This window comes from Streptomyces sp. bgisy159 (assembly GCF_965341775.1).
Taxonomy (GTDB): domain Bacteria; phylum Actinomycetota; class Actinomycetes; order Streptomycetales; family Streptomycetaceae; genus Streptomyces.
The window spans coordinates 1-24,232 of record NZ_CBDQZH010000011.1; the positions used below are offsets into that span (position 1 = coordinate 1).

Sequence of the window (24,232 nt, forward strand, 5' to 3'; positions counted from 1 at the left end):
GTAATGCCGGGGTATTCCGGTGCGTTGAAAAGGGCCCCGCAGTTCTCTGCGGGGCCCTGATCGTCAACCTGGGTGAATTACCCGGGATTCTTCCCGGGGTGTCCCGGTCCTCAGTCGGACAGGCGGGCGCCCGTCGACGTGGCGAACACGTGGGTCTCACCGGCGCGCGGCACGACGTGCAGCGAGCTGCCCTTCTCCGGGACGTCACGGCCGCCGACGCGGACCACGAGGTCCTTGGCCTCGCCGCCGACCTGGGCGGTGCCGTAGATGAACGCGTCGGAGCCCAGCTCCTCCACGACGTTGACGGTGACCTCGACGCCCTGGTCGGAGCCGGCGCCGGCCACGTCGAAGTGCTCGGGGCGGACGCCGACGGTGACCGTCTTGTCGGTGGCGGCGGAGAGCGCCTCACGCTCGACCGGCACGACCGAGTTGCCGAACTTCACGCCGCCGTCGGCGATCGGCACCTCGATCAGGTTCATCGCCGGGGAGCCGATGAAGCCGGCCACGAACAGGTTGGCGGGCTTGTCGTACATGTTGCGCGGAGTGTCGACCTGCTGGAGCAGACCGTCCTTGAGGACCGCGACGCGGTCGCCCATGGTGAGAGCCTCGACCTGGTCGTGGGTGACGTAGACCGTGGTGATGCCGAGGCGGCGCTGCAGCGAGGCGATCTGCGTACGGGTCGAGACGCGGAGCTTGGCGTCCAGGTTGGACAGCGGCTCGTCCATGAGGAAGACCTGCGGCTCACGCACGATGGCGCGGCCCATCGCGACACGCTGGCGCTGACCGCCGGAGAGGGCCTTGGGCTTGCGGTCCAGGTACTCCGTGAGGTCGAGGATCTTCGCGGCCTCCTCGACCTTCTTGCGGATCTCCGCCTTGTTGACGCCGGCGATCTTGAGCGCGAAGCCCATGTTGTCGGCGACCGTCATGTGCGGGTAGAGCGCGTAGTTCTGGAACACCATGGCGATGTCCCGGTCCTTGGGCGGCAGGTGGGTCACGTCGCGGTCGCCGATGCGGATGGCGCCGCCGTTGACGTCCTCCAGGCCCGCGAGCATCCGCAGGGAGGTGGACTTGCCGCAGCCGGACGGGCCGACCAGGACGAGGAACTCGCCGTCCGCGATCTCGATGTCCAGGGCGTCGACGGCGGGCTTCTCGGAACCCGGGTAGATGCGGGTCGCCTTGTCGAACGTAACAGTGGCCATGGTGAATGGGCCCCCTTCTACCGGCAGGAACGTGCCGGACGATCCGTTGTAGGAAGGTGGTTGGTGTAGTCCACACGGGTGAACTCGATCAGGACGGTACCTTCCGTTCACCCGCCCTGTCAGTACCTGGGGGACTGTGAACTTCGCGGAAATTTTCGACGGGACCGACCGGCGACCTGGGTACACTGCTCGGGCGCGCGGGTGACAGACCCGTGCGGGCCTCCTTAGCTCAGCTGGTCAGAGCACCGCTCTTGTAAAGCGAAGGTCGTCGGTTCGAATCCGACAGGGGGCTCTGTGTCTACCTGCATCAGCGTCCCCGCGATCATGGACCGGGGGGATGCTGACGGCAGGATTTGACGGCAGTCGCGCCTATCGGCGCCGCTTGAGCAGGCGATCCATGTGACCCATGGCCTCCCTGCGGTGGTCGTCGCTCACGTGGGTGTACACGTTCATCGTGACCGCGATCTGCGAGTGCCCCAAAATCTCCATCACGGTGCGGGGCGCGACGCCGGCGGCGAAGAGCAGCGACGCGCACCCGTGGCGGGTGTCGTGCAACCGCACCTTCGGCAGGCTGGCGGACTCGGAGATCCGCAGGAACGACCGGTAGAGGTTCCGCGGCTCGATGGGCCGACCGCTGCGCGTCGTGAACACGTGATCGCTTTCGTGCCACTCAGCTCCGGCCGCCGCTCGGCGGTCCGCCTGCCGCAGACGCTGCCACCGGAGCGGCGCCACGCACATCAGCGGAATCGGGACGACGCGGGCCCGCCGGTTCTTCGTCGTGTCCAGGTACAGCTCATTGCCGCCCCGGTGCAGCGTCGTGCGGACCGTGAGGGTGCGCCGGTCAAGGTCGACGTCCTTCCACTGCAACCCCAGGATCTCGCCCCGCCGCAGCCCCAGGGCGACGGCCAGGACGAATGCCGCGTAAAGCCCGTCTGTGCGCGCGGCCTCCAGGAAGGTCAGGGTCTCGTCCAGCGTCCACGGCCGGAGCTCCCGCGGCTCGACGCGCGGCGCCGGCACCAATTGGACGACGTTGCGGCTGATCAGTTCCTCACGGCAGGCAGCGGTGAGGGCGGTGCGCAGCACGCGGTGCGCCTCCTTCGCGGTCGCGGCGGACGCCTGTGCAGTCACCTTGGAGAGCATCTGCCGGACGTTGGCGGTGGTCAGCGACTCCAGCCGACGGCTCCCCAGCAGCGGCACCAGGTACAGCCGGACGTGCATCTCGTACTTCACGTACGTCGTGCGCTTCCGGTGCGGCCGGATGTACTCCTCCAGCCAGTACGGCAGCCACTCGGAGAGCTTGGCCGACCGCGACGGGGTCGGGATGCCCTGCCGGTCGCGGCGCACCAGCTCCTGCCGCTTCTCGTCGCACTCCTCCCAGGTGGCGCCGTAGACCGTCTTGCGCTTGCGGGTGCCGTCGGGCTGCGGGACGTAGACGCGCGCCTCATAGCGTCCGTCCTTGCGCTGCCAGATGCTGCCGGCGCCGTTCGGGTTCCTCTTGCGGGGTGCCATCAGGCTGCGTTCTCCTCCAGTCGGTCTTGCATGTAGCGGCGAACGGCATCGACGGGGATGCGGCGGGCCCGGCCGGACGTGTAGCTCGGGAGCTGTTTCGAGCGGATCAGGTCGTAGACCTTGCTGCGGCTGAGGCGCAGGGCGACCACGACTTCCGCGACGGTGAGGGCTTGAGGCTCTGTCGGGACGACGGTGAGCACGTCGGAACCTCCAAGACGGGGTGGGGCCTTCCTCGGCTTCCTTCTGGGAAATCCGCCACGTCCGCCACGCCGCCACAGCGCAGGTCAAAGCCTTGATCGTGTGGCGGGTAGCGGTTCTGTGGCGGATGGGCGCCGCCACACCGTGGCGGGTGTGGCGGCGAGGGAGGGGCGGTCGGCTATCCGGCGAGGATGGGCTGTGTGGCGCCTTCGGCCGGCGTGTGGCGGATGCCGGTGGCGGTTTCCGCCACGGATTCGCCCCCGCTGACCTGCGGTGTGGCGGACGTGGCGGACGTGGCGGATTCTCCGGAGGGAGGGGGGCAGTACCGGGTCCACGCGTCCGTGAGGTCTTCCGCGTAGTAGCCCTTGGGGAAGCCCGACGGGGTGCGGATACCGCGCGGCTTGATGGGCTTGTTGGCGGGGGTGACGTACTGGCCGAGCAGCTTGGACAGCATCCGGGCGTTGAGCGGCTTGTCGTCCACATCGCCCCACGGGGCGTCGTCCAGGGCGAGCAGCATTTCGAGGATGACGGCGGTGGGCATGCGGTCGGCGCCGCAGAACACCTTGTCGCGCAGGTCGGTCAGGAGACGGACACCGAGGGATGCTTCGTTGCCTTCGTCGCTGGCCGCCTTGATGAGTTCGACGCAGGCGGCGCGGGCGCGGTCGGGCCAGTGGCCGCCGGCCGCGTCGGCGACCGCGAGCAGCGGTTCCCACACGTCTGCGGGCCGGTCCGTGACGCCCTCGGGCATCGCGGGCCAGGCTTCGGCGACCTGGTCGTGAACGGTTGCGGTCCACTCGGCGAGCCGGTCGCGCAGGGCGTGTCCCTGCTTCTCGTGGACGCGTCGGCGGTAGGGCTCGACCGTCTCGTTGGGTGCGCGCTTGCGCATCCGGATGATGACGGAGCGGGTCAGGATGGTGTCGGGCAGGGAGCCGAGCCCGGCCATGGCGACCGCGCAGAACGAGGCGAACCACGCGGCGGTCTGGTTCGAGCCGTCCCCGACGCAGCGCAGGGACTTGGCGCCGCGCCGGTATCCGGAGTTCAGGAACCCGCGGACCTCTTCGTTGCCGCCGGCCTTCGGCCCGAAGACGGTGTCGATCTCGTCGAAGAGGAGCGTGGGCTTGCCTTCCTCGGCTTCCACGAGTCGGAAGAGGGCGTTGGCGGAGGCGTTGACGGTGGTGGCCGCGCGGGGGGTGAGGGTTTCCACGATCTCCAGCGCGCGGGACTTGCCCGACCCCGGCTCCGGGGACAGGAACGCCAGCCGGGCCGTGCCGTCGAACGCGTCGATCAGGTGGGCGTGCGCGTCCCACAGGGTGACGGCGACGTAGGCGGCCTCGGTGGGGAAGACGTTGAAGCGGCGGTGGAAGGCTTCCACCTCGTTGAGCAGCGCAGCCCCGTCGATGGTGGGGGTCATGCGGCGTTCCTCCGTTCGGTGTGCTCGGCGGGGGTGCCGGTGCAGAGGTGCTTGTGGTCGGTGTAGTCGGCGACCAGGGCGGTCACGGCGGCCGGGCCGCGGGCGGTGCGGGCACGGCCGCAGGGGCAGGCGTAGGCGGCGGTGGGGGTCTCGCCGTGCCGCTTGGACCAGCGGGCACCGTCGTCGGGGTGGCGGTAGACCGGCGGGGCGCTGATGCGGATGCCGGGCCGGTCGGGCGTCGGGTCGTCCGTGCGGTGGCGTGCGCTGTCGGCGGGGAACCGGTCAGAGCGAAGGACAGTTCGGACGCCCTGACGGGCGGCGCCTGTCGGCTCGCCCACGGATGCGGTGTCCACAGGCTGTGGAGCGGCCGGCGGCCCGGCGGCGGTGGTGGGCAGGCTCTTAGTAGGCGGTGGGCTGGTCATGCCACCCGCCTGTCGGCCGCGTTGCGGGCGATGGACCAGTCCAGTCCGCGCCGGATCACGTCGTCGTAGTAGCGCTGGGACTGGGTGGCGTTGCCCGCCGCCGCCCTACTAAGAGCCTCCTCGACCTCCCCGCGGGTGAGGTCGCCGGATGCGACCAGCCGACCGAGGGCGCGCGAGGCCCGCAGCAGGGTGGCGTTGCGGGTGCCGTCCGCGGCGGTGGCCACGTTGCGCACCTCGCCGTGCAGCGCTGCTGAGGCGTATCCGCTCGCGCGGGTCGTCACCGGCACGGTGCGGCCGTGGGTGGGCCGCTGGCGGGGTTTGAGGGCGTCGTGCAGCCACTCGGGCAGCACGACGGGCGGGCGGCCGTCGAGAACGGTGTAGGTGCCGTCTGTGGTGGTGCTGCCGGGGGCGACGACGTAGCCGCCCCAGCCCCGGGTGTCGATCTTCTTGGCGAGCCGTCCGGCGGTGTTGTGCAGGCGAGTGCCGGGCGGCTGGGTGAAGTACAGGTGCTCACCGCCGCGCGCGGTCCGCACCCGGTAGGTGTCGGGGACGGGGTGTCCGGCGCGCTCGCAGAGCGCCTGAAAGCTGGTCACGCCGTCAGGCATTCCTTCTCGCTCTTGAGGCTTGAGCGTGTCCAGGTCAATGACCAGCAGCCCGGACGGGCCGGTCGCGATACCAACGTTGTACGGCTTGTGTGCCCACGCTTCGCTCAGCAGGCCGGGGTCGGTGGTGGCGCGTTCCTCCGGGGTCTTGTGACCGTCGGCGCAGCGGCCGGTGCCGGGGCAGTACTGCTCGGCGTGCCCGGCGGGCCGCTTGTCGTGGGGGCGCAGCGGGATGACGTGCCAGCCGCGCGCGGCGGCGTTCAAGGCAGCGCGGAGAAGGTGCTCGTTCACGCCGCCTCCAGCACGGTTGAAGCGGCGAGCCATGCGCGGCCAATCCACTGGGTGTAGGCGGGCGGGATGCATTCGCGGATGCCGTCGCGGTTCATCCAGGGCACGCCCATCGCCTTGCGGGCGAGGTCGACGCCGGAGAAGTTGCCGACGAACTGCCCGTAGTAGCCCGGCGGGACGGGGCGGCCCATCTTTGCCTGCGGCGCGGTGTGGGCGGGGTGGTCCGGCTGGCCGAGGGCGAAGCCGCCGCCGGTCTCGAAGAACCGGTGCCGGTACGTTTCCACGCCGAACATGGGCCCGCACAGCATCACCGGAGCACGCAACTTGGGCACCGCCCCGCCCACGTTCTCGATCACCCACGGCCGCCCCGTCGTCTCCAGGGCGGCGCGGGTGGGGGCGATCAGGTCCGGGTGGGTGTTGCCCTGGATGCGCTGGCAGTCGCTGTCGTGCTGGCACGGCGGCGACGCATGGATGAACTCGAACTGCGCCCCATGCTCCAGCACGAACGCGATCGCGTCCGCCTGAACGAACCGGTAGGGGTAGCGGGGCTGGGGGGCGAGGTCGACGCCGGTCACGTCGAACCCGGCGTCGGCGTAACCCTTGCCGGCGCCGCCCTGGCAGCAGAACAGATCCAGCAGACGCGGTCGACGGCCGCGCACTCGCCGGTTGGCGATGGGATGGGTCATCCTGAAGGTCTCCAGTTCCTTGACGGGTTCTGGCTGACAAGGGCGGCCCCGGACTTTGGCGAGACGGGGGCCGCCCTTGGCGTAGCTAGGCGCCCTTGTGGCGGGCGAGTTTGAGGGTGATGCCGCCGATACCGATGGGTCCGGCGGCGCCGGCGATGACGGTGGCGGTGTGGGCGGCGGTGTCGAGCAGGACGCACAGGGCGGCGACCAGCCCCCAGCCGCCGGCGACGACCGCGCCGGCGATGGCGAAGGGGATGAGCACGCGCCGCCACTCGGTCCGGGCCGGGGCCTGGTCGTGGACGACGATGACGACGGGCTGTCCGGTGGCCTGTGCGCGGTGGAAGGTGTCGGCGGGTATGTGCGGGGCGATATGGCCCGGCGGGGTGTGATTCATCAGGGCTCCCTCGGGGTGAGCCGCGGGCCCGCGCCGGCGGTGGCGCGGGCCCGTGTGGGTGGGTGTGGTGGTGGGGTGTGGCTTGTCGCGTTGCTTGTCGTCTCACTTGTCGTGCTGCTTGTCGTCCTGCTTGTCGCTTGTCTTGTCTTGTCGCTTGTCGCCTTGCAGGTCACAGGCCGTTTTCGGGCCCTCGGGGCGGCCCGGACGCGCATGTGTTCTCGCGGGCGACAAGCGACAAGTGATCAGTTCGCGTCGGGCTGTTCGGGGGCGTGGCGGTGGTGGACGTAGCGGGCTTTGGTGCCCTCCCCGACGCGCACGGCGGTGCCGTCCTGCACCCATGTCTTGAGCCAGCCGACGACGGTCTGCCGGGTGGTGCCGTACTCGTCGGCGAGGGCGCGGGCGATGGCGGATGCTCCGGTGCCCTCCGGGCCGGCGGCGAGCAGCGCGGCGAGCGCGGCCTGCTGCGCGGGGTTGTCCTGCTCGCCCCGCAGCGCCGACAGGTTCAGCCCGATCGTCCCGGTGGCCGGCGGTTCGGCGTCCGGGGTGTGGGGGTCGGGCGTGGTGGCGAACTCGGCGTCGATCTGCTCGCGGAAGCGGCGCAGCATCTCGTCTTCCGGCGAGACCTGTCCGGCCGCCTGCTCGCGCAGCGCGGACAGGTTCAGCCCCGCCCCGGCCTGCCGCCCGCCCGGGCCGCCGTTGTCGTGCTCGGGTGCGGGCTGGTCGCGCATCCAGGCTGTGCGCTCGGCGTCCCACCGTCGCGCGTACGCGGGTCCGGCCGCCTTGGCGGACACGGCGTCCAGGACGGGGTGGCGGTCGGAGGTGGCGGCGATGATCTCGCGGATCTGGTTGGGCAGGATCCGCCACGCCTTGAACAGCGCGGCCGGCGACTCCGGGGTGCCCATGAACCCGGCCCCCTTGTACGGGGCCTGGTCGACGCGCAGTCCGCGCGAGCCGGGGAACATCTTGGACAGGTCCATGCCCTCCGTCTCGCCGCCGGTGAGGGCGACGCGGACCTTGGCTTCCCGGCGGATCATCAGGTTGCCCAGCACCGCCCCGGTGGCGCCGAGGGCGGTCAGGATGGTGCGCAGGCCCATGGCGCGGGCGATCCGGATGACTTCCAGGATCTTCTCCGCGAGCTTGCGCATGGCCCGGTCCGGGCTGGCCAGGATCTCGGCGCCCTCGTCGATGACGAGCATGATCTGAGGGATGCGCGGGCCGACCGGAAGCAGGTCGGTGTTCTCCCGGGCGAGGAGATCCTGGTAGGCCATCTTGCGCTGCTTGGCGACCTTCACGGCGGTGTCGAGCATGGTCAGCGCTTCGTCGTAGGTGCCGGCGAGCCAGTCGACGCCGGGCCGTACCGGCGTGCCGTCGGTGCGGGTGAGGTCGCCGGTCAGGGCGGGCAGCACCCAGGGGAGGCCGGCGGATCCGGCGTTGAGGTCGATGACCCAGGTCAGGACGTCGTCGGCGCGGGCGAACCCGGCAAGGATCGTGTGGACCATGTTGGTCTTGCCTGATCCGGTCGGCCCGACGACCAGCGCGCATTGCTCGCGCAGGTGGGCCAGGACGTGCTCCGCGTTCGTCCGGTACCCCCACGGGATCCCTGCGGTGAGGGAGAGCGGGCCGTAGTCGGTGGGGTAGGTGCGCTGTTCGGCGAGGACGTTGACGGTGGTGACGTCGATGATGACGCGGCCCTGGTCGATGCCGGGGGAGGCGGCGACGGTGCAGCCGTGCGGGAGGCGGGCGTCGGCGGACAGCCGCCCCGACTCGGCGGCGATCTTGGTGTAGGTGGCGCCGCCGGGCGGGAGTTCAGCGTCCAGGGAGAACCCGGCCCCCGTCTCCCACCGCTCCACCCCCACGATGCGCACCGTGATGCCGCACACCCGCTGGATGCGGTCGATCCATTCCGCGGCGATGGCGCGGCGTTCGGCGGACAGCTCCGCTGCGATCTGCCGCTGCTCGACGGCCAGCGTCTCCGCCTCCCGCGCTTCCTCGTAGAGGGCGGTGGAGCGAGCGGCGGCGCCGATCCCGACGCCGATGGTGGCGAGCGATCCGAGCGCGGCCCAGGTCAGCGGGCCGTGGGTCATGGCCCATGTGGTCCAGCCGGCGCCGATGAGCCAGGACGCGGCGCGGGTGGCAAGGGTGCGGCCGGCGTTGCGCACGCGCAGCCCGATCACGGTGTGTCCCAGGGCGCCGGCGGTGCCGACGGCGAGTGCCCAGCCCGGGGGCATGTGGGTGGCGGCGCCGGTGGTGGCGATGGCGAAGGCTCCGGTGGTGGCGGACAGGGCGCCGGTCACGGACCCGTGACCGGCGGCCCAGTCCAGCACCGGGCCACTGCCGGCGTTCTGCTTGGCGGTGGCGGTGCTGCTCATCTCAGACGTTCCAGCCCTTCTCGGCCTCGGTGCCGTTGCGGGGGTCCTCGTGGCGGGCGATGTCCTGCTCGTGGGCCTGCCGGAACAGCGGGCCCATGTCCTCCGCGACGGCGACGGCGCTCATCAGGGCGCCGAAAATGTCGTTGAAGCCGTCCGCAACCTCCTTCTCCAGCGGAAACTCACTGTCGGAGCGCTCGGCGAGAATCTTCATCACGTTCGCGACGCTGGTCAGCGCGGCGGGCAGTCCCTCGACCATGGCCAGGATCTCCATGGCGTTCTCGGGGTCGTACTGGGTGGCGGCCTGCTCCATCTCGGCCGCGACCTCTTCGAACCGGAAACCGGACACACTCTCTCCTTCACTCACAGAGACATTCGGGCTGGTCGGTGCAGGGGTGGCGGGCCGCTCGACGGTTTCGGCGATGCCGTCCGTGCCGTCCGTGGCTGCTTCCGCGTCCGCAGCGGCTTCGGCGTCGCGCTGCTGCTCGCGGATCCCTTCATCGCGCTCGGCGCGCTGCTCGGCCGCCGTACGGGACAGCCGCCGATACAAGCGGCGCCCCGGATGCATCAGCGCCGGGATGCCGAACTTGCGTCCCACCCAGGAGGACAGGCAGCTCAGCAGCCCGACCGGCAGGGCGAGCAGGGCGGCCAGCAGACGGCGCCCGTGGAACCGGGCCGCCGAGCGGCGCAGCGCCTTGCGGGCGGCCCGCCGCGCCGGAGCCTTCCGCACCGCCGCCCGCTGCGCCGCCACGGTCCCGGCGGTCTTGGCGTCGCGCTGGGCACGGCTCCGGGTGACCGCCGCATCCCGCGCACCGCGAGCCTTCCGAGCCGCGCCACTCGACAGGCGGCCCCCGGAACGCCCGCCGCTACCGGGCCTACTGCCAGCGGATCCGGCGCGGGAGGCGCGGCGGGCATCAGCGACCGCCCGCCGGGCCGCAGTCGTCTGCGCCCGCCGCTCAGCACGCGAGCCGGCCGCAGCATGCTGCGCGGACCGCAGCGCCCTGACCTGCCCCACCCGGGCCGCAGCCCTGCCGACAACGCCAGCTGGCCGCGGGGACGCGCTGCGGGAGGCGTTCCCCGGGGTCTTGGTGCGGGTGTTGGTGCTGCCATTCCGCGCGGCCGGGCCGGTGCGCCGGCGGTGCTGAGCGGGCACCCGGTTGGACCGGCCGCCGCTCCGACCGGCGCGGGCGCTCGGCGGGGTGGCTCCGCTGCGGTTCGTGCTGGCCTGGCGGGCCGCCGTACGGCCGGCGGCGCGGGCCGCGGACCGGCGGCCATCGCGGCGCGGGTTGGGCTTGTGAGAGCGGGTGGCGGCGACGGTGCCGAGGACGACGGCGCCGGTCGCGGCCACCATCGCGGCGACCGGGCCGCCGGCCAGGGATGCGGCGGCGAGCATGCCGACGGTGGAGTTGGCGCCCGACAGGGCGAGCGGCAGGACCGGCCAGCCGCCGGGCGTGTGCTCCACCTCCACCGGGGCCGGGGCCGAAGGTGTCGTGGTCGGTGCGGGCGGCGGCTGGGGTGTGGCCGGCGCCTCGACGGTTACCGGCTCGATGCTGACTTCCGTCATGCTGAGAGCACTCCTCTTCGGGGAGTAGGGCCCGGCCAGGGCCGTGGAAAGTTGCTGGCCGGGCCTGCCAACAGGGCTTATGCGGCGCGCTGTTCCTCGGAATGGGCGCAGGTGGCACACATGCCGAGTGAGGGCGGGATGACGTATCCGGCGTCCCGGCGGCACTCGGGGCAGATACGGCGGACGGCGTTCGCTCTGGCCAGCGCCGCCCACTTGGCGGGCGTCATCGGCCGGACCGGTTTGGCCTGGTCGATCCGGTAGAGGTAGGCGACCAGCGGGCCGCGCCGACGGCGCGGACGCTCGACCTGCGCGACCACATCCTGACCGCCCGGCCGCAGCCCCAGCGCACGCAGTTGGCGGCGCGTGGCCAGCCCGTCAGGGGCCAGCCGCCACCGGTAGACCGGGAGCGCGGCCATCAGCGGCCCGCGATGGCCAGCTCAGCGCCGCCACCGGCGGCCGGGTCGCGGTGTTCGGCGTAGCGGGAGGACACCCAGCCGACCGACCAGCCGCACAGCTCCGCAGCCGACCGCACCGACAGCCCCGCCGTGAACGCGGCGGCCACGACCGCGCGCGCTTCGTCCTCGGGCAGCTTGCTGGTGGCCGGGCCGCGCGCCAGCAGCGCGGCGCGTTCACGCTCGGCCCGCTCCTCCCGCTCGCGCTGTTCACGGCGTTCACGCTCGGCCGCCTCATGGCGCTCGCGTTCGCGCCGCTCGGCTGCTTCCTGCTCGGCGCGTTCACGCTCCCGCTCGCGCTGTTCACGCTCGCGTTCACGGCGTTCACGCTCCGCCAGCTCTGCAGCCTCCCGGACCGCCTGCCGCTCCTGCTCCTCACGGTGGCGCCGCTCCTCGCGCTCCGCCTGCTCGCGCGCCAACGCGGCCTCGTGTTCACGCTGTTCACGCGCCAGCAACGCGGCATGCTCGCGCTCCTCCCGCGCTTGCCGACGGGCGGCCTCGGCACGCTCCCGGGCAGCCTGCTCCGCCCGCTCACGCTCCGCCCGCTGTGCTTCCTTCAGCGCGGTCACGGCCGTCGTGATGGCGCGCCGGTAGGCGAGCCCGGTCTCGGCCGTAACGATCAGCAGCAAGGGCGCCACCGAGTGGACGGCGACGCCGACCATGTCCTTGTGCAGGGCGGAGTCGGCGACGTTCAGGGCCAACGTCATGCAGCCGGTCATCCACCGCAGCGCGATCGGCCAGGCCCCGCCGTGACCGCCGAGGCGGGCCAACACCGAGTCCAGCCGGACCACGATGACCACTGCTGCGTCCACGACCAGGGGCAGGATCGGGGACGTCCAGTCCCACTTGTCGGGCGTGTGCGCGGCGGCGAGCGGCGTCACGGTCAGGATCGAGTACAGCATCGCCCCGGCCACGATCAGCCACGTGCCGACCGACAGGGCGCGCTCGGCTGAACGGACCTGAACGGCGTTCATGCCACCGCCCCCGTCCATGAACGCACCCGGACGGCGGCGAGTAGCGTCACCGGCGACGACGGGTCGTCAAGGTCGGCGCTGTACTCCGTCCACTCCCACTCGGCCCCCGGCACCGGTTCGAAGCCCAGCACGCTGAGCGCTTCCGAGCGCTCCGTGAACGTCGGCACCGGCTCAGCCCGGCCGAAGCTGAACTCCGGCCACCGCGTCGTAGTGCCGTCCAGCAGGACGACATACAGCCGCCACCGCCCCTTGGATACGGACATCTGCGCCGCGAACTCCCGCGCCATCAGGCAACCTCCCGCACCGCAGCACGGTTGGCGACCATCGCCCGCTCGACCAGCACCCGGTGCCGCTCGCGCCGCGCCCGGCGCGTGTCCAGCTCACCCGGCACCCGGTCCAGCAGCGCGATACGCACGTCCAGCTCCTCGACGTCCGCCAGAATCGCGGGCATCTCGGCGTCGATGGCGTCCAGCTCCGCGTCCGTCGGTTCCATCCAGTCCGCGAACGCGGTAACAGCCTCCTGAACAGTCACGATGTGACTCATTGGGTCGTCTTCCTCTCACACGGTGGAACGGCCCGCACAGCGGCTCCCGGGGATGCGCCCCCGGGAGCCGCGCGCCGTTGAAGCCGGCATCTCGGCTCCCCGCACCCCGCCCGTACGACCACCGCACACACGGCGCGGGCCGGACGGGCGAGGGAGGCAACCGGCCGCAGCGCCGGCGACGCTGCGGCATCACCCCGCGCACGACCACGCCACCGGCAACACCGGGACGCCCGCACACGGAGGATCTGGAAGGGACTCGGTGGGCAAGCCGCGCGCATGGTCCGACACGGCGGCGCCCTAGGTATGTCGTCGGTTCACACCGAACTCCCGCAGGTCGCAGGGACACGGCTTCACCGGTACGCCGTTGCCACGGAGCACCGGTCCCGAGCCGGGACAGTCGGGCGCGTCATCGTCACTGCTCTGACGCCAGCAGGGCGGCGCGCACCGGGTGGCACCCCTGGGGTTGACCTCCAGAAATGAAGGGATGATCCCCAGGACTGTTCTCCAGAGCCGGTACGCGGGGCAGGACGTGTTCTCCTGCCGCAAAGTGGCCGCCGGCGGCCGTGACCCGGGCCGCTACGGGGACGGGGACTTCCACCCCGTCGCTTCACACCCTGTTGAGTTCTCAAAGAACGCCCAGTTCAGGACCACGAGGTTCCGTGGACAGCACCTGTCCGGCATAAAGACTGACTCAACGGTGTTGGTGGTGTTGTACCAACAACCGACGCCCTGAGTGTTGCCTCAACCGCTTGGGATCGTCAAGGCAATCGGCGTATGTTGTTGGCACAAGTCAGCCAACCGTCGGGAGGGAACCGTGAGGGAGCAACGCCCCAGGTATCACCGCATCGCCGATGACCTGCGAGGACAGATCGAGCGGGGGGAGCTGGAGCCCGGTGAACAGCTTCCGACGGAGTTCGAGTTGGTGGACCGCTACGAGGCGAGCCGGAACACAGTGCGGCTCGCTCTGCGCCGGCTGACCGAAGAAGGGCTCATCATCGCTGGTCAGGGCCGAGGAAGCTTCGTGCGGCGCAGCCTCACGCCAGCGGTGTGGGACTGGTCGGTACTGGAGTCCCGCTCCCGTCACCAGAGCGACCAACAGGGCGACCAGTGGTCCAGCATCGTGGCCGAAAGTGGTCGTCAGCCGCGACAGGAAGTGCGCGTATCCATCCGGCGCCCGCCTAAGGTCGTGGCCGAGCGGTTGGGGCTGGACCCCGAGAACGCGCTGACGGTCGTACGGGAGCGCGTGCGCATAGTCGACCAGGACCCGTACGCACTGGCTGACTCGTACTTCCCTGAGGAACTTGTACGGGGCACACCCCTGATGCTTCCTGAGGACGTCTCCGCTCCGGGCGGTGTACTGGCCAGCGTGGGGCTCGTTCAGGCCCGGTACCGCGACGAGATCACAGTCCGGATGCCGACCCGCGCCGAGATCGAAAAGCTGTCGTTGCCGTCGGCCACGCCCGTGGCTGTCCACATGCGCACCGGATACGACAAGGACGACCGTCCGCTACGAGTAATGGTCACGATCCTTCCGGGGGACCGACATGTCATCGCGTACGACGTTTCCGCAGACTGAGTCCCCTAGCCAGGAGCGAGCAGGCGTGAAAGCCCTCAACGCCATTGACCCGACGTTGCCGACCGACCTGAAACCGGAACGGGTCTGGTACACGTCGTACGGCTCGAACATGGATCTCGACCGGCTCGCCTACTACATCCGCGGCGGTCGGCCGCCTGGTGCCGCCAGGACCTACCCGGGGTGCCGCGACCAGCAGATGCCTTCGCGATCCATCCCGGTTGAACTGCAAGGGGCGATGTACTTCGCCACCGAGTCTCCCGTGTGGGGAGGTGGCCGGGCCTTCTATGACCCGCAGGCGGACGGGCGGGTCTTGGGCCGTGCCCACCTGGTGTCGGTTGAGCAGTTCTCCGACATTGCCGCTCAGGAGATGTACCGCGAGCCTGGCAGGAACCTCGATCTCGGTGAGGCACTGACAACCGGGCGCGTCATGCTGGGCGATGGGCGCTACGAGACTCTTATCTGTTCAGGCCAGGTCGACCGGGCGCCAGTGCTCACATTTACCGCCCCGTGGAGCATGCATGACGTGAGGTGGAACCCTCCCTCGGCCGCTTACGTCCGCTTCCTTGCGACTGGTCTACTAGCTGCAGGTGCATGGGACGCGGAAGCAGTCGCGGAGTATGTCGCTGCCTGCCCCGGAGCGATTGACCACTGGTCGGAGCAGACCATCCGGGAGCTCCTTGGATCCGAGACCTAGGTGTGCTTCCAGCCTTCCCAACAGGGGTAAGGCTGCTTGCTCCGCTCTCCGCGCCGACTCGGACCCTCCCCCCGGCCTGCGCTCTTACTTATGGCGCGGTAATTAGATTCAAGCGCTTTGCAGCACGGGAACGCCTAGAGCATCAGCAACATTCTCCGCTGCACGCCGATCTCTCACGTTGACCGTGTGCGAAAAACGCTCTATGGCGCGAAGATAACTGTCAACTGGGCCGGACTCTCTAGTCTTCCCAAGGTCGTAAAGTGTAACGAAATTCGGCTGCTTGACTTTTAGGTCTTCACGCACGTGCTCTATACGGAAAAGCAGATCATGGACCTTCTGTCGAATGATCCTATCCTGCGGGGAAAGAGTGATCTTATCCAGGAGAGTGGTGCGCCCGTTCTCGTAACGGTAATCGAATCCAACGTCATGCGGCTCGCCGTTCAACTCCACCGTATACACAACATTGCGCTCTATGCGGTGGCCCTGGGGAACTTTCAATCGCCGGTACAGGAGAGTGTTCGCTATTTCGTCTATCGACGGCTCATCGGAAGACGTAGACTCGCCCACAAGCTCCTGGAATAGCCCTTCGGCGATTTCTTTTATCGTTGCATCCGGGGCATTGAGGAGCACGCCTCGCGGCTCGATCAAATAGTTTTGCCCACTTCGTCCGGAAAGCCTTTCAAGCTGTTCTCGGAACGAGCCGGATTCGAGGTGGTATTCGAGGTACTCAAGCCACGCCCGAAGGGTTCGAGAGCTCCGAACTATGCCCCGGACGCGGCGACCGTCCAGAATGTCCCCCTTCTGCCCGACCAGACGGACTGCCCCTCGCCCCTCAGCTTCAACAACGACGCCAATATTCTTGGGCTCGTTCCTGAAAGGGTCAGGGACGTACTTCACCAGATACCAGTTAATTGCCACCATCCACCCCCTCAAGATCAAGAGTCCATTCATCAGCGCTAATGAACTGGTCCTTAGTCCTATCAATGAAAGACCGGATCCTGGACTGGCGATATTCAATAAATTCGATCAAGGCGTCGCGCACATGAGCGTCAATCAAACCTGCAGAATGACAACGCCCCACGATCTGCAAAATTTCCCGACGAGTAACAGAAGAGATTCGATCAAACCATTCCGGGAAGTGTGACACATCCTTCACGTGACGGATCAGGCAATGAGTTTTGTAGGCTATGTCTTTTCCGCTGGACAGCGATGCAATCGCATCTCCGTCGGGCGGCTGATTGATCAAGGTGCGATCATGGTCGAATACTGAAACCCCGACATCAGGCAGGTATGCGAGGTTTTCGTCATGTCGATCAGTATTCAGAATCCAGTGATCAAAAGCGATGATTCCACAGGCCTCCCAAGGTCGCTCAGCGCAAAACTTGGGTGGGATTACGGGTGGAGGGCGGTCACCTCGATCACCGAAGGCCAGGGAGACGTATCCATGCTTGCCGCCGTACAAGCCCACCAAATTACCCGGAGGTACCGGGAGGCCTGCCGCCATGCCTAGTGAACTCGCTACAAAGTCATTGACGACAGCGAACGGCTTAGCGGACGTGTCTTGGCGTGCGTAAGCGTTGAGTTTTACGTGGTAAACTCCGCCAGTGGAATTCTCGATTGCCGCACCATAATGGGCAATATCAAAATATCCGACGTCGTTCTTCGTCGGCTTATTTGCCCGCGGCGGCATGGAACCTCCCGCGGCTGCCTTGGGGATACATGCACCAAAGCGTAGAGGATCGGTCTGCAGCGTGCTGCCGGTAGAGCCGCGGCGACCCCAGCTTCCAGCGCGAATCATGGCCTTATGCGAAGAATGACCAGGTTTTTCTCTGGTGAGCAGGCGTGGGCTGGGGAGGCCCGGCGAAATCGCCCGCCTCATCCCCGGTGCTGCGACAGCTTGCATGCTCCGACCTTAGGTTCCGCCTGTGACATCAGTTCCTCGCTGTGACCTAACGACCACAGTGAGTGTCAGTTATTCACTCCACTGCCACGACCAGGGTTCCCTTACCCACTCATGAGCAAGCCTGATCGTAAATGATCAACAGCGACAGCTTGTGTCATCTAAAGCAAAATATACTTGCCGGTAGGTGTAAGGAGAGTAACAACTCCCGGTTGCTGTCAGTGATCAGCACGGTAACCATCTAGCGACGCCGTGCGGCGCGGGGTTCCCGGACCCAGCACCGGGGAGCGTGCTTGCGAACGGCCTAGCGGCTCGCGCAGAGCGGATGAGAAGAGGGCCGCAGGCATCCGCAGGGCGGTGCGCTACCGAGGTTCATGGGGGCAGTGACGGCAGCCTTTGACGGCAACGTCAGCACACAGACGCGGCCCGGAGTGATCGTTCAGGTGCTCGCCGAGACCTCCAAGAGGCCCAGCCGAGCAGGCCAGCCGCCCCCCTGGACGAACTTGTAAAGCGAAGGTCGTCGGTTCGAATCCGACAGGGGGCTCTGTGGGTGGTTTTTGCGGCGGGCGGGAGCCGGTCGGGGTGAAGGCGCTCGGTGTCATTGATCCGGCGTTGCCGGCCGACCGGCGGCCCGACCGGGTCTGGTACGCGGCCTACGGGTCCAACACGGACCTCGACCGGCTCGCCTTCTACCTCCGCGGCGGCCGGCCTCCCGGTGCCGCGCGGGCCTGTCCGGGGTGCCGCGACCCGCGGATGCCTTCCCGGTCGGTCCCGGTCGAACTGGCCGGGGTGCTGTACTTCGCCACCGAGTCGCCGGTGTGGGGAGGCGGCAGGGCCTTCTACGACCCGCGGGCCGACGGGCGGGTCCTGGCGCGGGCGCACCTGCTGTCGGCCGGGCAGTTCTCCGACATCGCCGCTCAGGAGATGTACCGCGCGGCCGGCGTGGACCTCGATCTGGGCGCGGTGCTCACCGACGGCCGAGCCGTCCTCGGCGAAGGGCACCACGAGACCCTTGTCTGCGCCGGGCAGATCGACGGGGTGCCGTTGCTCACCTTCACGGCCCCGTGGGGTGTGCGCGACGTGAGGTGGGTCGCGCCGTCGGCCGCCTACCTTCGCCTGCTGGCCGTCGGGCTGCTCGCCGCGGGAGCGTGGGACACGGAGGCGGTCGCCGAGTACCTCGCCGCCTGCCCGGGAGCTGCCGGCCACTGGTCGGAGCAGGCGGTGCGAGAGCTCCTTGGGCGCGAGACCTGAGCGCGCTCCGGGAGCGGGCTCGTCGCCCGCCAGGAGCCGCCTGTCGCTGGTCGCCCGCCACGAGCCGCGCCCGCTGCCGTCGCGGGCCGGGACGGCGCTCCCGGCGGGGTTCTCTCGCGGACGACGCCGGTCACGCGCAGGTCGGCCACGGCTCAGGTGCGGCTCGGGAGCGGAGCGGGCCCGGGCCGGTGTGAGGAGCGGCCCGGGCCCGCGGGTTCTCAGTGGCGGCCCGCGATCAGGTCCGCGGCGCGGGCCAGCCGGGAAGAGCCGGTGGTGCGCAGTTCGCTCTCCCGGCGGTCGGCCGCGCGGTAGGTGGCGTACAGGCCCTGCACGCCCAGCCAGCGCAGCGGCTCCGGCTCCCAGCGGCGCACCCGGTGCCCCACCCACGGCAGCCCGGTCAGCTCGGTGGGACCGTCCTCGCCCGCGTCGAGGCGGACCAGGTCGCGCAGGGTGCGGGCGGCGAGGTTGGCGGTGGCGACGCCGGAGCCGACGTAGCCGCCCGCCCAGCCGAGGCCGGTCGCGCGGTCCAGGGTGACGGTCGCGCACCAGTCGCGCGGTACGCCGAGGACGCCCGACCAGGCGTGCGTGACACGCACCCCCGACAGGGCCGGGAAGAAGTCCGTGAGGATGCGGCGCAGCGCCGCCACCGTCTCCGGCTGGGTGCGGCCGTCGTGGTCGGTGCGCGAGCCGAAGCGGTACGGCACGCCGCGCCCGCCCAGCGCGATCCGGCCGTCGGCGGTGCGCTGGGCGTACATGTACGCGTGCGCCATGTCGCCCAGGGTGGCCCGGTCCTCCCAGCCGATGTCCGCCCACTGGCCGGCGGTCAGCGGCTCGGTGGCGATCATCGAGGAGTTCATGGGCAGCCAGGTGCGCTTCTGGCCCTTGAGGGCGGCGGTGAAGCCCTCGGTGCAGCGCAGGACGTACGGCGCGCGGACGGTGCCGTACGGCGTGACCGCCCGGCCCGGGTGGATCTGCGTCACCGGTGTCGACTCGTGCACCCGCACCCCGAGCGCCTCGACCGCCGCCGCGAGGCCGCGTACCAGCTTCGCCGGGTGCACGCGGGCGCCGTGCGGGGTCCAGCTCGCGCCGAGCGCGTCCGCGATCCGGATCCGCTCGGCGGTCTCCGCGGCGTCGTACAGCCTGCGGTCGTGCTCCCCGTAGGTCAGTTCGTGCGCGTGGAAGGCGTGCAGCCGGGACAGCTGGGCGGGGGTGCGGGCCACCTCCAGAACGCCGCCCCGGTGGACGTCGGCGTCGATGCCCTCCTCGCGGGCCGCGCGCACGACCTCGTCGACGGTGGCGTTCATCGCCTTCTGCAGGCGTACGGCGGCCTCGTGGCCGTGGCGGCGGGCGTACCGGTCCCGGCCGGCGATGCCGTTGTAGAGCCAGCCGCCGTTGCGGCCCGAGGCGCCGTACCCGCAGAACCGCTGCTCCAGCACCGTGATCCGCAGGTCGGGGGCGGCCTTCTTGAGGTAGTACGCGGTCCACAGGCCGGTGTACCCGCCGCCCACGACGGCGATGTCGGCGGCCGTGTCGCCGGGCAGCGGCGGGCGGGGGGCCGGGAGGCCGTCCGAGGCGTACCAGAAGGAGACGCCGCCGTTGACGGGATCGTCGGGGCCGGTGCGGTGGGCCGGTACAGGAGAGTGGGCCGGTGCGGGGGAGTCGGTCGGTGCGGGGGAGTCGGTCGGATCGACGGGATCGGTGGTGGGGCTGGTCATGGGCGGACGGTAACCCGACTGGGAGGGGGGTGTCTCCTTCGGATTCCGTCGTTTTCCGGGGAATTCCGCAGGCTGTGCTCACCGGGGCCGGGATACGCTTCCGGGGTGATTCGTGTCGCCACGCCTGACGATGTGCCCGTCATCCACGCCCTGATCCGCGAGCTCGCCGAGTACGAGAAGGCCCCGGACGAGGCGCGGGCGACGCCCGAGCAGTTGCGGGAGGCGTTGTTCGGGGCGCGGCCCGCGGTCTTCGCGCACGTCGCGCAGGACGGCGACGGGGAGGTCGTCGGTTTCGCGCTGTGGTTCCTGAACTTCTCCACCTGGCGCGGCACGCACGGTGTCCACCTGGAGGACCTGTACGTGCGTCCCGCCGCGCGGGGCGGCGGGTACGGCAAGGCCCTGCTGACGGAGCTGGCGCGGCTGTGCGTGGCGCGCGGCTACCAGCGGCTGGAGTGGTCGGTGCTGGACTGGAACCGGCCCGCGATCGACTTCTACGAGCGGCTGGGCGCCGTACCGCAGGACGAGTGGCGCGGCTACCGGCTCACGGACGAGGCACTGGCCGCGCTGGGCGGCTGACCGTCCGCCGCCCGACGCGCGGGCCGGGCAGGACAGGGCAGCCAGGGCCGGTGTCCGGTGTCCGGTGTCCGATGTCCGGTGTCCGGGGCCCGCGGGCCCTCAGGCCACCGACTCCGGTACCGCCTGACGGGCGTGCGCGCCCTGCTTCGGCGGCGGCTTGGCGGTGACCATCGTCGCCGCGACGACGCCCGCCAGGAGCATGATGCCGGCGGCCCACCAGATGGCGACGGTGTAGCCGTGCACCGTGCCCTCGGCGACGACCTGGGCTTTGCGGGCGGGGTTGCTCAGGTGGGCGGCGATGTAGGCGCTGCTGCTGGTGGTGGCGATGGTGTTGAGCAGGGCCGTGCCGATGGAGCCGCCGACCTGCTGCGAGGTGTTGACGGTCGCGGAGGTCACGCCGGAGTCCTGCGGGGCGACGCCCGCGGTGGCGGTGGAGAACACCGGCATGAAGGTGAGACCCATGCCGAGGCCCATCAGGATCAGGGCGGGCAGGATGTCCGTCGTGTAGGAGGAATCCACGGTCATCCGGGTGAGGAGCAGCATGCCGCCGGCGGCCAGCACCATGCCCGGAGCCATCAGCATGCGCGGCTGGACCCGGCTGAGCAGCCGCGCCGAGATCTGGGTCGAGCCGATGACGATCGCCACCGTGAGCGGCAGGAACGCGAGGCCGGTGCGGACCGGCGAGTACTGGAGGATGCCCTGCAGGTAGTACGTCATGAACAGGAACAGGCCGAACATGCCGATCACGGCGAGGCCCATGGTCAGGAAGCAGCCGGCCCGGTCGCGGTCCCGGATGATGTGCAGCGGCAGGAGGGGCATCGGGGCCCGGGTCTGCCACCACACGAACACCGCCAGGAGGGCGACCCCGCCCCCGAGCAGGCCGAGCACCAGCGGGTCGGTCCAGCCGCGGGGCTGGGCCTCGCTGAAGCCGTAGACGATCGCGACGAGGCCGCCGCAGCCCAGTACCGCGCCCGGCACGTCTAGGCGGGCGCCGGCGTGGCCGGGGCGGTCGTGCAGCAGGGCCAGGGCGCCGAAGACGGCGACGGCCGCGATGGGCACGTTGACGTAGAGGCACCAACGCCAGTCGAGGTACTCCGTCAGCAGCCCGCCCACGATGAAGCCGATCGCGGAGCCGCTGCCGGCCAGCGCGCCGTAGATGCCGAACGCCTTCCCGCGCTCCTTCGGGTCGGTGAAGGTGGTGGTGAGCAGGGAGAGCGCGGAGGGCGCCAGGAGGGCCGCGAAGACGCCTTGCAGCGCGCGGGCGCCGAAGAGCATGCCCGGGCCGACGGCGGCGCCCCCCAGCGCGGAGGCGCCGGCGAAGCCGATCAGGCCGATGACGAAGGTGCGTTTGCGGCCCACCAGGTCGGCGACGCGGCCGCCGAGCAGGAGCAGGCCGCCGAAGGCCAGCGTGTACGCGGTGATCACCCATTGGCGGTTGCCGTCGGACATGCCCAGCTCCCGCTGGGCGGACGGCAGGGCGATGTTCACGATGGTCGCGTCGAGGACGACCATCAGCTGGGCCAGTGCGATGATCACGAGCCCCCACCAGCGGTGGGGGTCGGCGGTCTGGGGCCGGGCCTCACCCGGTGGGGTGACACTCACGGGCCCAGAACAGCATGGTTCGGGATGTGTCGCATTCTCGGTGGGTTGCCAGGGACGGGGGCGGTCATTCCCACGAGTTCTGTTCCGGCTGCCCGGGTCACTCGGGTGGCCGCTTTCCCTCGGGTGCCTCGGGCGGCGCCGGGGGCGGGGGCGGGGGCGGGGGCGGGTCAGGGCTCCAGGACCACCTTCCCCGTCGTGCGGCGGGTCTCCAGGGCGTGGTGTGCGGCGGCGGCCTCGCTGAGCGGGAAGCGCTGGACGGCCGGGGTGAGACGGCCGGCGGCGGCCTCGGCGAGGGCGCGCAGTTCGAGGGTGCGGACCGGATCGGGGCCGCCCGCCTTCCGCATCATCACCGGGCCGAGGACCTGCTCGGTGACGCCTTCGACGACGTAGGGGCCGCCGTCCCGGATGCCGTCGGCCGACCAGCCGAACACCAGGTGCCGGCCGCCGGGCCCGAGGAGGGCGACGGCCTCGCGGGCCACTTCGCCGCCGACGCCGTCGAGGACGACGGTGGCCGTCCGTCCGCCCAGGTGGGTGCGGACCTCGGCGGGCCACGAGGGGGCGGTGTAGTCGACGGCGAGGTCGGCGCCGTTCGCCCGGACGCGGGCGGTCTTGTCCGGGCCCCCGGCCAGGCCGACGACCGTGGCGCCGGCGTTGCGGGCGTACTGGACCAGAAGCGTGCCGAGGCCTCCGGCGGCGGCGGGGACGACGACCACCGAGTCGGGGCCGAGATCGGTGAACTGCACGATCCCCATCGCCGTGCGTCCGGTACCGATCATGGCTACCGCCTCGGCGAAGTCCAGGTTCCCGGGGATCTCGTGGAGGCGGCCGGTGTCCGTGACGGCGAGTTCGGCGTAGCCGCCGGGCGCGAAGCCGAGGTGGGCGACGACGCGTTTGCCGAGCCAGTGGCCGTCGACGCCCTCGCCGAGCGACTCGACGACCCCGGCGATCTCCCGTCCGGGCACGGTCGGCAGGTCCGGCAGCCGGGGCAGAGGGCCCTGGACGCCCTGCCGTATCGCGGTGTCGAGCAGGTGCACGCCGGCCGCGGCCACGGCGACGCGGACCTGACCCGGGGCGGGTACGGGAGCGTCGATCCGCTCGTGGAGCAGGTTCTCGGCGGGGCCGAAGGCGTGGAGGCGGATGGCGTGCATGGGGTGGGTGGTCTTCACGGGTCCCCCGTTGTGGTCGTCCGGTGTGGTCCTGCGGGGTTGCGTCCGGTGTGGTCCTGCGGTGCTGCGTTCGGTGGGCTTGCGGTGTGGCTGTCGGGCGCCGTCGTCGCCGGGTGTCGCCGGGTGTCGTCGGGTGTCGTCGGGCGTTTCCGGCGGGCGTGGTGCTCGGGTGCCTTCCGGTGCCGTCCTCGGGTGCCTTCCGACGGAGAACAGCCTCCGACCTCAAGCGGGATTGAGGTCAAGGGGCGGGGCGGCCGCCGCCGGGAGCGAGGCACGGCGGGTGGCAGGGGCGGCCGGTGGGGCGGCCGGTGGGGCGAAGGCACGGCGGGTGGGGAGCGGGGGCGTGGTCGGTGGGGCGAAGGCACGGCGGGTGGGGAGCGGGGGCGTGGTCGGGGGGCGTTGTCAGTGGTGAGGTGGAGGATGGACGGTATGGCGAAGAGCGGTGGCGGCAAGGTGAAGGGGGCGCGGCGGCCGGAGGTGCGCCTGCCGGCGCTGGAGGCGTACGGGGGCGGCGGGCTGGAGCCGGACGGGGACTACGACGGGGTGGAGTTCGCGGGGTCCGACCTCTCCGGGCAGGGCGGTGCCGGGGCCCGGTTCATGGACTGCGCGCTGCGGGGGTGCGCGCTGGACGGGACGGGGCTGGCGGGGGCCCGGATCCTGGACTCGGTGCTGAGCGATGTACGGGGGGTCGGGACCGGCCTCGCGAAGGCGACTCTGCGAGACGTCGAGCTGACCGACGCACGGCTGGGCGGGACGCAGTTGCACGGCGCGGTTCTGGAGCGGGTCCTGGTCCGTGGCGGCAAGATCGACTACCTGAACCTGCGTCAGGCCCGCTTGAGAGACGTTGTCTTCGAGGGCTGTGTCCTGGTCGAGCCGGACTTCGGGGGAGCCACGCTGGAGCGGGTGGAGTTCCTGAACTGTGCGCTGAGGGAGGCGGACTTGCACGGGGCCACCCTCCGCGACGTCGACCTGCGCGGCGCGAGCGAGCTGACCGTCGCGGGCGGGCTGGACCGGCTCTCCGGGGCGGTGATCAGCGTGGCGCAACTGATGGACCTGGCGCCGGTTCTGGCCGCGGAGTGGGGCATCCGGGTGGAGGGGTAGCGGCGGGGGTGGTGAGGGTGCCGGTGGTGGAGGACTGGAGGG

Annotated in this window: 24 protein-coding genes and 1 tRNA gene; 6 read left to right on the top strand and 19 right to left on the bottom strand. The window is 70.6% G+C overall.

Features of this window, described 5'->3' with window-relative positions; translation table 11 throughout:
- Positions 1 to 110: 110 nt before the first annotated feature.
- Positions 111 to 1,199 carry an ABC transporter ATP-binding protein gene (locus ACSLTV_RS13300; protein ID WP_432138864.1) on the bottom strand — a complete coding sequence of 363 codons (1,089 nt, stop codon included), beginning with the start codon at positions 1,197 to 1,199 and terminating at the stop codon, positions 111 to 113.
- A 218-nt stretch (positions 1,200 to 1,417) separates the two neighbouring features.
- Here ACSLTV_RS13300 and ACSLTV_RS13305 point away from each other — a divergent pair.
- A tRNA-Thr gene (locus ACSLTV_RS13305) sits at positions 1,418 to 1,491 on the top strand.
- A gap of 77 nt (positions 1,492 to 1,568) precedes the next feature.
- Here the strand turns inward: ACSLTV_RS13305 and ACSLTV_RS13310 are convergent.
- From ACSLTV_RS13310 to ACSLTV_RS13370, 13 genes are all read right to left on the bottom strand, one after another.
- The gene (locus tag ACSLTV_RS13310) at positions 1,569 to 2,708 is read right to left on the bottom strand and encodes a tyrosine-type recombinase/integrase (RefSeq protein WP_432158624.1); all 1,140 of its coding nucleotides are present in this window, start codon (positions 2,706 to 2,708) and stop codon (positions 1,569 to 1,571) included.
- Positions 2,708 to 2,908, bottom strand: coding sequence for a helix-turn-helix domain-containing protein (locus tag ACSLTV_RS13315; protein ID WP_432158625.1), 201 nt, complete (start codon positions 2,906 to 2,908; stop codon positions 2,708 to 2,710). Before ACSLTV_RS13315 ends, ACSLTV_RS13310 begins: the two co-directional genes overlap by 1 nt.
- 176 nt (positions 2,909 to 3,084) lie before the next feature.
- Complete coding sequence (locus ACSLTV_RS13320) at positions 3,085 to 4,317, bottom strand: DUF3631 domain-containing protein (RefSeq protein ID WP_435612177.1); 1,233 nt, start codon at positions 4,315 to 4,317, stop codon at positions 3,085 to 3,087.
- The gene (locus ACSLTV_RS13325; RefSeq protein ID WP_435612178.1) at positions 4,314 to 4,655 is read right to left on the bottom strand and encodes a hypothetical protein; all 342 of its coding nucleotides are present in this window, start codon (positions 4,653 to 4,655) and stop codon (positions 4,314 to 4,316) included. The genes ACSLTV_RS13320 and ACSLTV_RS13325 overlap by 4 nt, the downstream gene beginning before the upstream one ends.
- Positions 4,656 to 4,735: 80 nt before the next feature.
- The gene (locus ACSLTV_RS13330; RefSeq protein WP_435612179.1) at positions 4,736 to 5,632 is read right to left on the bottom strand and encodes a bifunctional DNA primase/polymerase; all 897 of its coding nucleotides are present in this window, start codon (positions 5,630 to 5,632) and stop codon (positions 4,736 to 4,738) included.
- A complete protein-coding gene (locus ACSLTV_RS13335) occupies positions 5,629 to 6,315 on the bottom strand; it encodes an SAM-dependent methyltransferase (RefSeq protein ID WP_435612180.1) in 687 nt (228 codons plus the stop codon). Before ACSLTV_RS13335 ends, ACSLTV_RS13330 begins: the two co-directional genes overlap by 4 nt.
- 85 nt (positions 6,316 to 6,400) lie before the next feature.
- Positions 6,401 to 6,709 (bottom strand): hypothetical protein, encoded by a 309-nt coding sequence (locus tag ACSLTV_RS13340; RefSeq protein WP_435612181.1) that lies wholly within the window; start codon positions 6,707 to 6,709, stop codon positions 6,401 to 6,403.
- 242 nt (positions 6,710 to 6,951) lie between these two features.
- Positions 6,952 to 9,078 carry a hypothetical protein gene (locus ACSLTV_RS13345; RefSeq protein ID WP_435612182.1) on the bottom strand — a complete coding sequence of 709 codons (2,127 nt, stop codon included), beginning with the start codon at positions 9,076 to 9,078 and terminating at the stop codon, positions 6,952 to 6,954.
- Position 9,079: 1 nt separating this feature from the next.
- The gene (locus ACSLTV_RS13350; RefSeq protein ID WP_435612183.1) at positions 9,080 to 10,639 is read right to left on the bottom strand and encodes a hypothetical protein; all 1,560 of its coding nucleotides are present in this window, start codon (positions 10,637 to 10,639) and stop codon (positions 9,080 to 9,082) included.
- Positions 10,640 to 10,716: 77 nt separating this feature from the next.
- Complete coding sequence (locus tag ACSLTV_RS13355) at positions 10,717 to 11,055, bottom strand: RRQRL motif-containing zinc-binding protein (protein WP_435612184.1); 339 nt, start codon at positions 11,053 to 11,055, stop codon at positions 10,717 to 10,719.
- Positions 11,055 to 12,065, bottom strand: a complete 1,011-nt coding sequence (locus tag ACSLTV_RS13360) for a DUF2637 domain-containing protein (RefSeq protein ID WP_435612185.1) — start codon at positions 12,063 to 12,065, stop codon at positions 11,055 to 11,057. The genes ACSLTV_RS13355 and ACSLTV_RS13360 overlap by 1 nt, the downstream gene beginning before the upstream one ends.
- Complete coding sequence (locus ACSLTV_RS13365) at positions 12,062 to 12,352, bottom strand: DUF6303 family protein (RefSeq protein ID WP_432138853.1); 291 nt, start codon at positions 12,350 to 12,352, stop codon at positions 12,062 to 12,064. The genes ACSLTV_RS13360 and ACSLTV_RS13365 overlap by 4 nt, the downstream gene beginning before the upstream one ends.
- Positions 12,352 to 12,609 carry a DUF6284 family protein gene (locus ACSLTV_RS13370; RefSeq protein ID WP_435612186.1) on the bottom strand — a complete coding sequence of 86 codons (258 nt, stop codon included), beginning with the start codon at positions 12,607 to 12,609 and terminating at the stop codon, positions 12,352 to 12,354. Before ACSLTV_RS13370 ends, ACSLTV_RS13365 begins: the two co-directional genes overlap by 1 nt.
- An 814-nt stretch (positions 12,610 to 13,423) precedes the next feature.
- Between ACSLTV_RS13370 and ACSLTV_RS13375 the strand changes: the two genes are divergently transcribed.
- Together ACSLTV_RS13375 and ACSLTV_RS13380 are read left to right on the top strand one after the other, a co-directional pair.
- On the top strand, positions 13,424 to 14,185 hold the full coding sequence (locus tag ACSLTV_RS13375; protein WP_432138851.1) for a GntR family transcriptional regulator: 762 nt from the start codon (positions 13,424 to 13,426) through the stop codon (positions 14,183 to 14,185).
- 25 nt (positions 14,186 to 14,210) lie between these two features.
- Positions 14,211 to 14,879 (top strand): histone deacetylase, encoded by a 669-nt coding sequence (locus ACSLTV_RS13380; RefSeq protein ID WP_435612187.1) that lies wholly within the window; start codon positions 14,211 to 14,213, stop codon positions 14,877 to 14,879.
- Between the two features lie 108 nt (positions 14,880 to 14,987).
- Here the strand turns inward: ACSLTV_RS13380 and ACSLTV_RS13385 are convergent, their stop codons facing one another.
- A complete protein-coding gene (locus ACSLTV_RS13385) occupies positions 14,988 to 15,830 on the bottom strand; it encodes a hypothetical protein (protein WP_435612188.1) in 843 nt (280 codons plus the stop codon).
- A complete protein-coding gene (locus ACSLTV_RS13390) occupies positions 15,787 to 16,782 on the bottom strand; it encodes a hypothetical protein (protein ID WP_435612189.1) in 996 nt (331 codons plus the stop codon). Before ACSLTV_RS13390 ends, ACSLTV_RS13385 begins: the two co-directional genes overlap by 44 nt.
- A 579-nt stretch (positions 16,783 to 17,361) precedes the next feature.
- On the opposite strand from ACSLTV_RS13390, the gene ACSLTV_RS13395 reads away from it, so the two are divergent.
- Positions 17,362 to 18,030, top strand: a complete 669-nt coding sequence (locus tag ACSLTV_RS13395; protein ID WP_435612190.1) for a histone deacetylase — start codon at positions 17,362 to 17,364, stop codon at positions 18,028 to 18,030.
- Between the two features lie 218 nt (positions 18,031 to 18,248).
- On the opposite strand, the gene ACSLTV_RS13400 is transcribed toward ACSLTV_RS13395, so the two are convergent.
- Complete coding sequence (locus ACSLTV_RS13400) at positions 18,249 to 19,745, bottom strand: NAD(P)/FAD-dependent oxidoreductase (RefSeq protein WP_432157560.1); 1,497 nt, start codon at positions 19,743 to 19,745, stop codon at positions 18,249 to 18,251.
- A 105-nt stretch (positions 19,746 to 19,850) separates the two neighbouring features.
- On the opposite strand from ACSLTV_RS13400, the gene ACSLTV_RS13405 reads away from it, so the two are divergent.
- Entirely contained in the window at positions 19,851 to 20,321 is a 471-nt protein-coding gene (locus ACSLTV_RS13405; RefSeq protein WP_432138846.1) for an N-acetyltransferase family protein, read from the top strand.
- A gap of 99 nt (positions 20,322 to 20,420) precedes the next feature.
- On the opposite strand, the gene ACSLTV_RS13410 is transcribed toward ACSLTV_RS13405, so the two are convergent.
- Both ACSLTV_RS13410 and ACSLTV_RS13415 read right to left on the bottom strand, forming a co-directional pair.
- Positions 20,421 to 21,923, bottom strand: coding sequence for an MFS transporter (locus tag ACSLTV_RS13410; protein WP_435612191.1), 1,503 nt, complete (start codon positions 21,921 to 21,923; stop codon positions 20,421 to 20,423).
- Positions 21,924 to 22,090: 167 nt separating this feature from the next.
- Positions 22,091 to 23,071, bottom strand: coding sequence for a zinc-binding dehydrogenase (locus ACSLTV_RS13415; protein ID WP_435612240.1), 981 nt, complete (start codon positions 23,069 to 23,071; stop codon positions 22,091 to 22,093).
- A 447-nt stretch (positions 23,072 to 23,518) separates the two neighbouring features.
- Here ACSLTV_RS13415 and ACSLTV_RS13420 point away from each other — a divergent pair, with 447 nt between their 5' ends.
- Positions 23,519 to 24,190, top strand: a complete 672-nt coding sequence (locus ACSLTV_RS13420; protein WP_432138844.1) for a pentapeptide repeat-containing protein — start codon at positions 23,519 to 23,521, stop codon at positions 24,188 to 24,190.
- Positions 24,191 to 24,232: the final 42 nt, after the last annotated feature.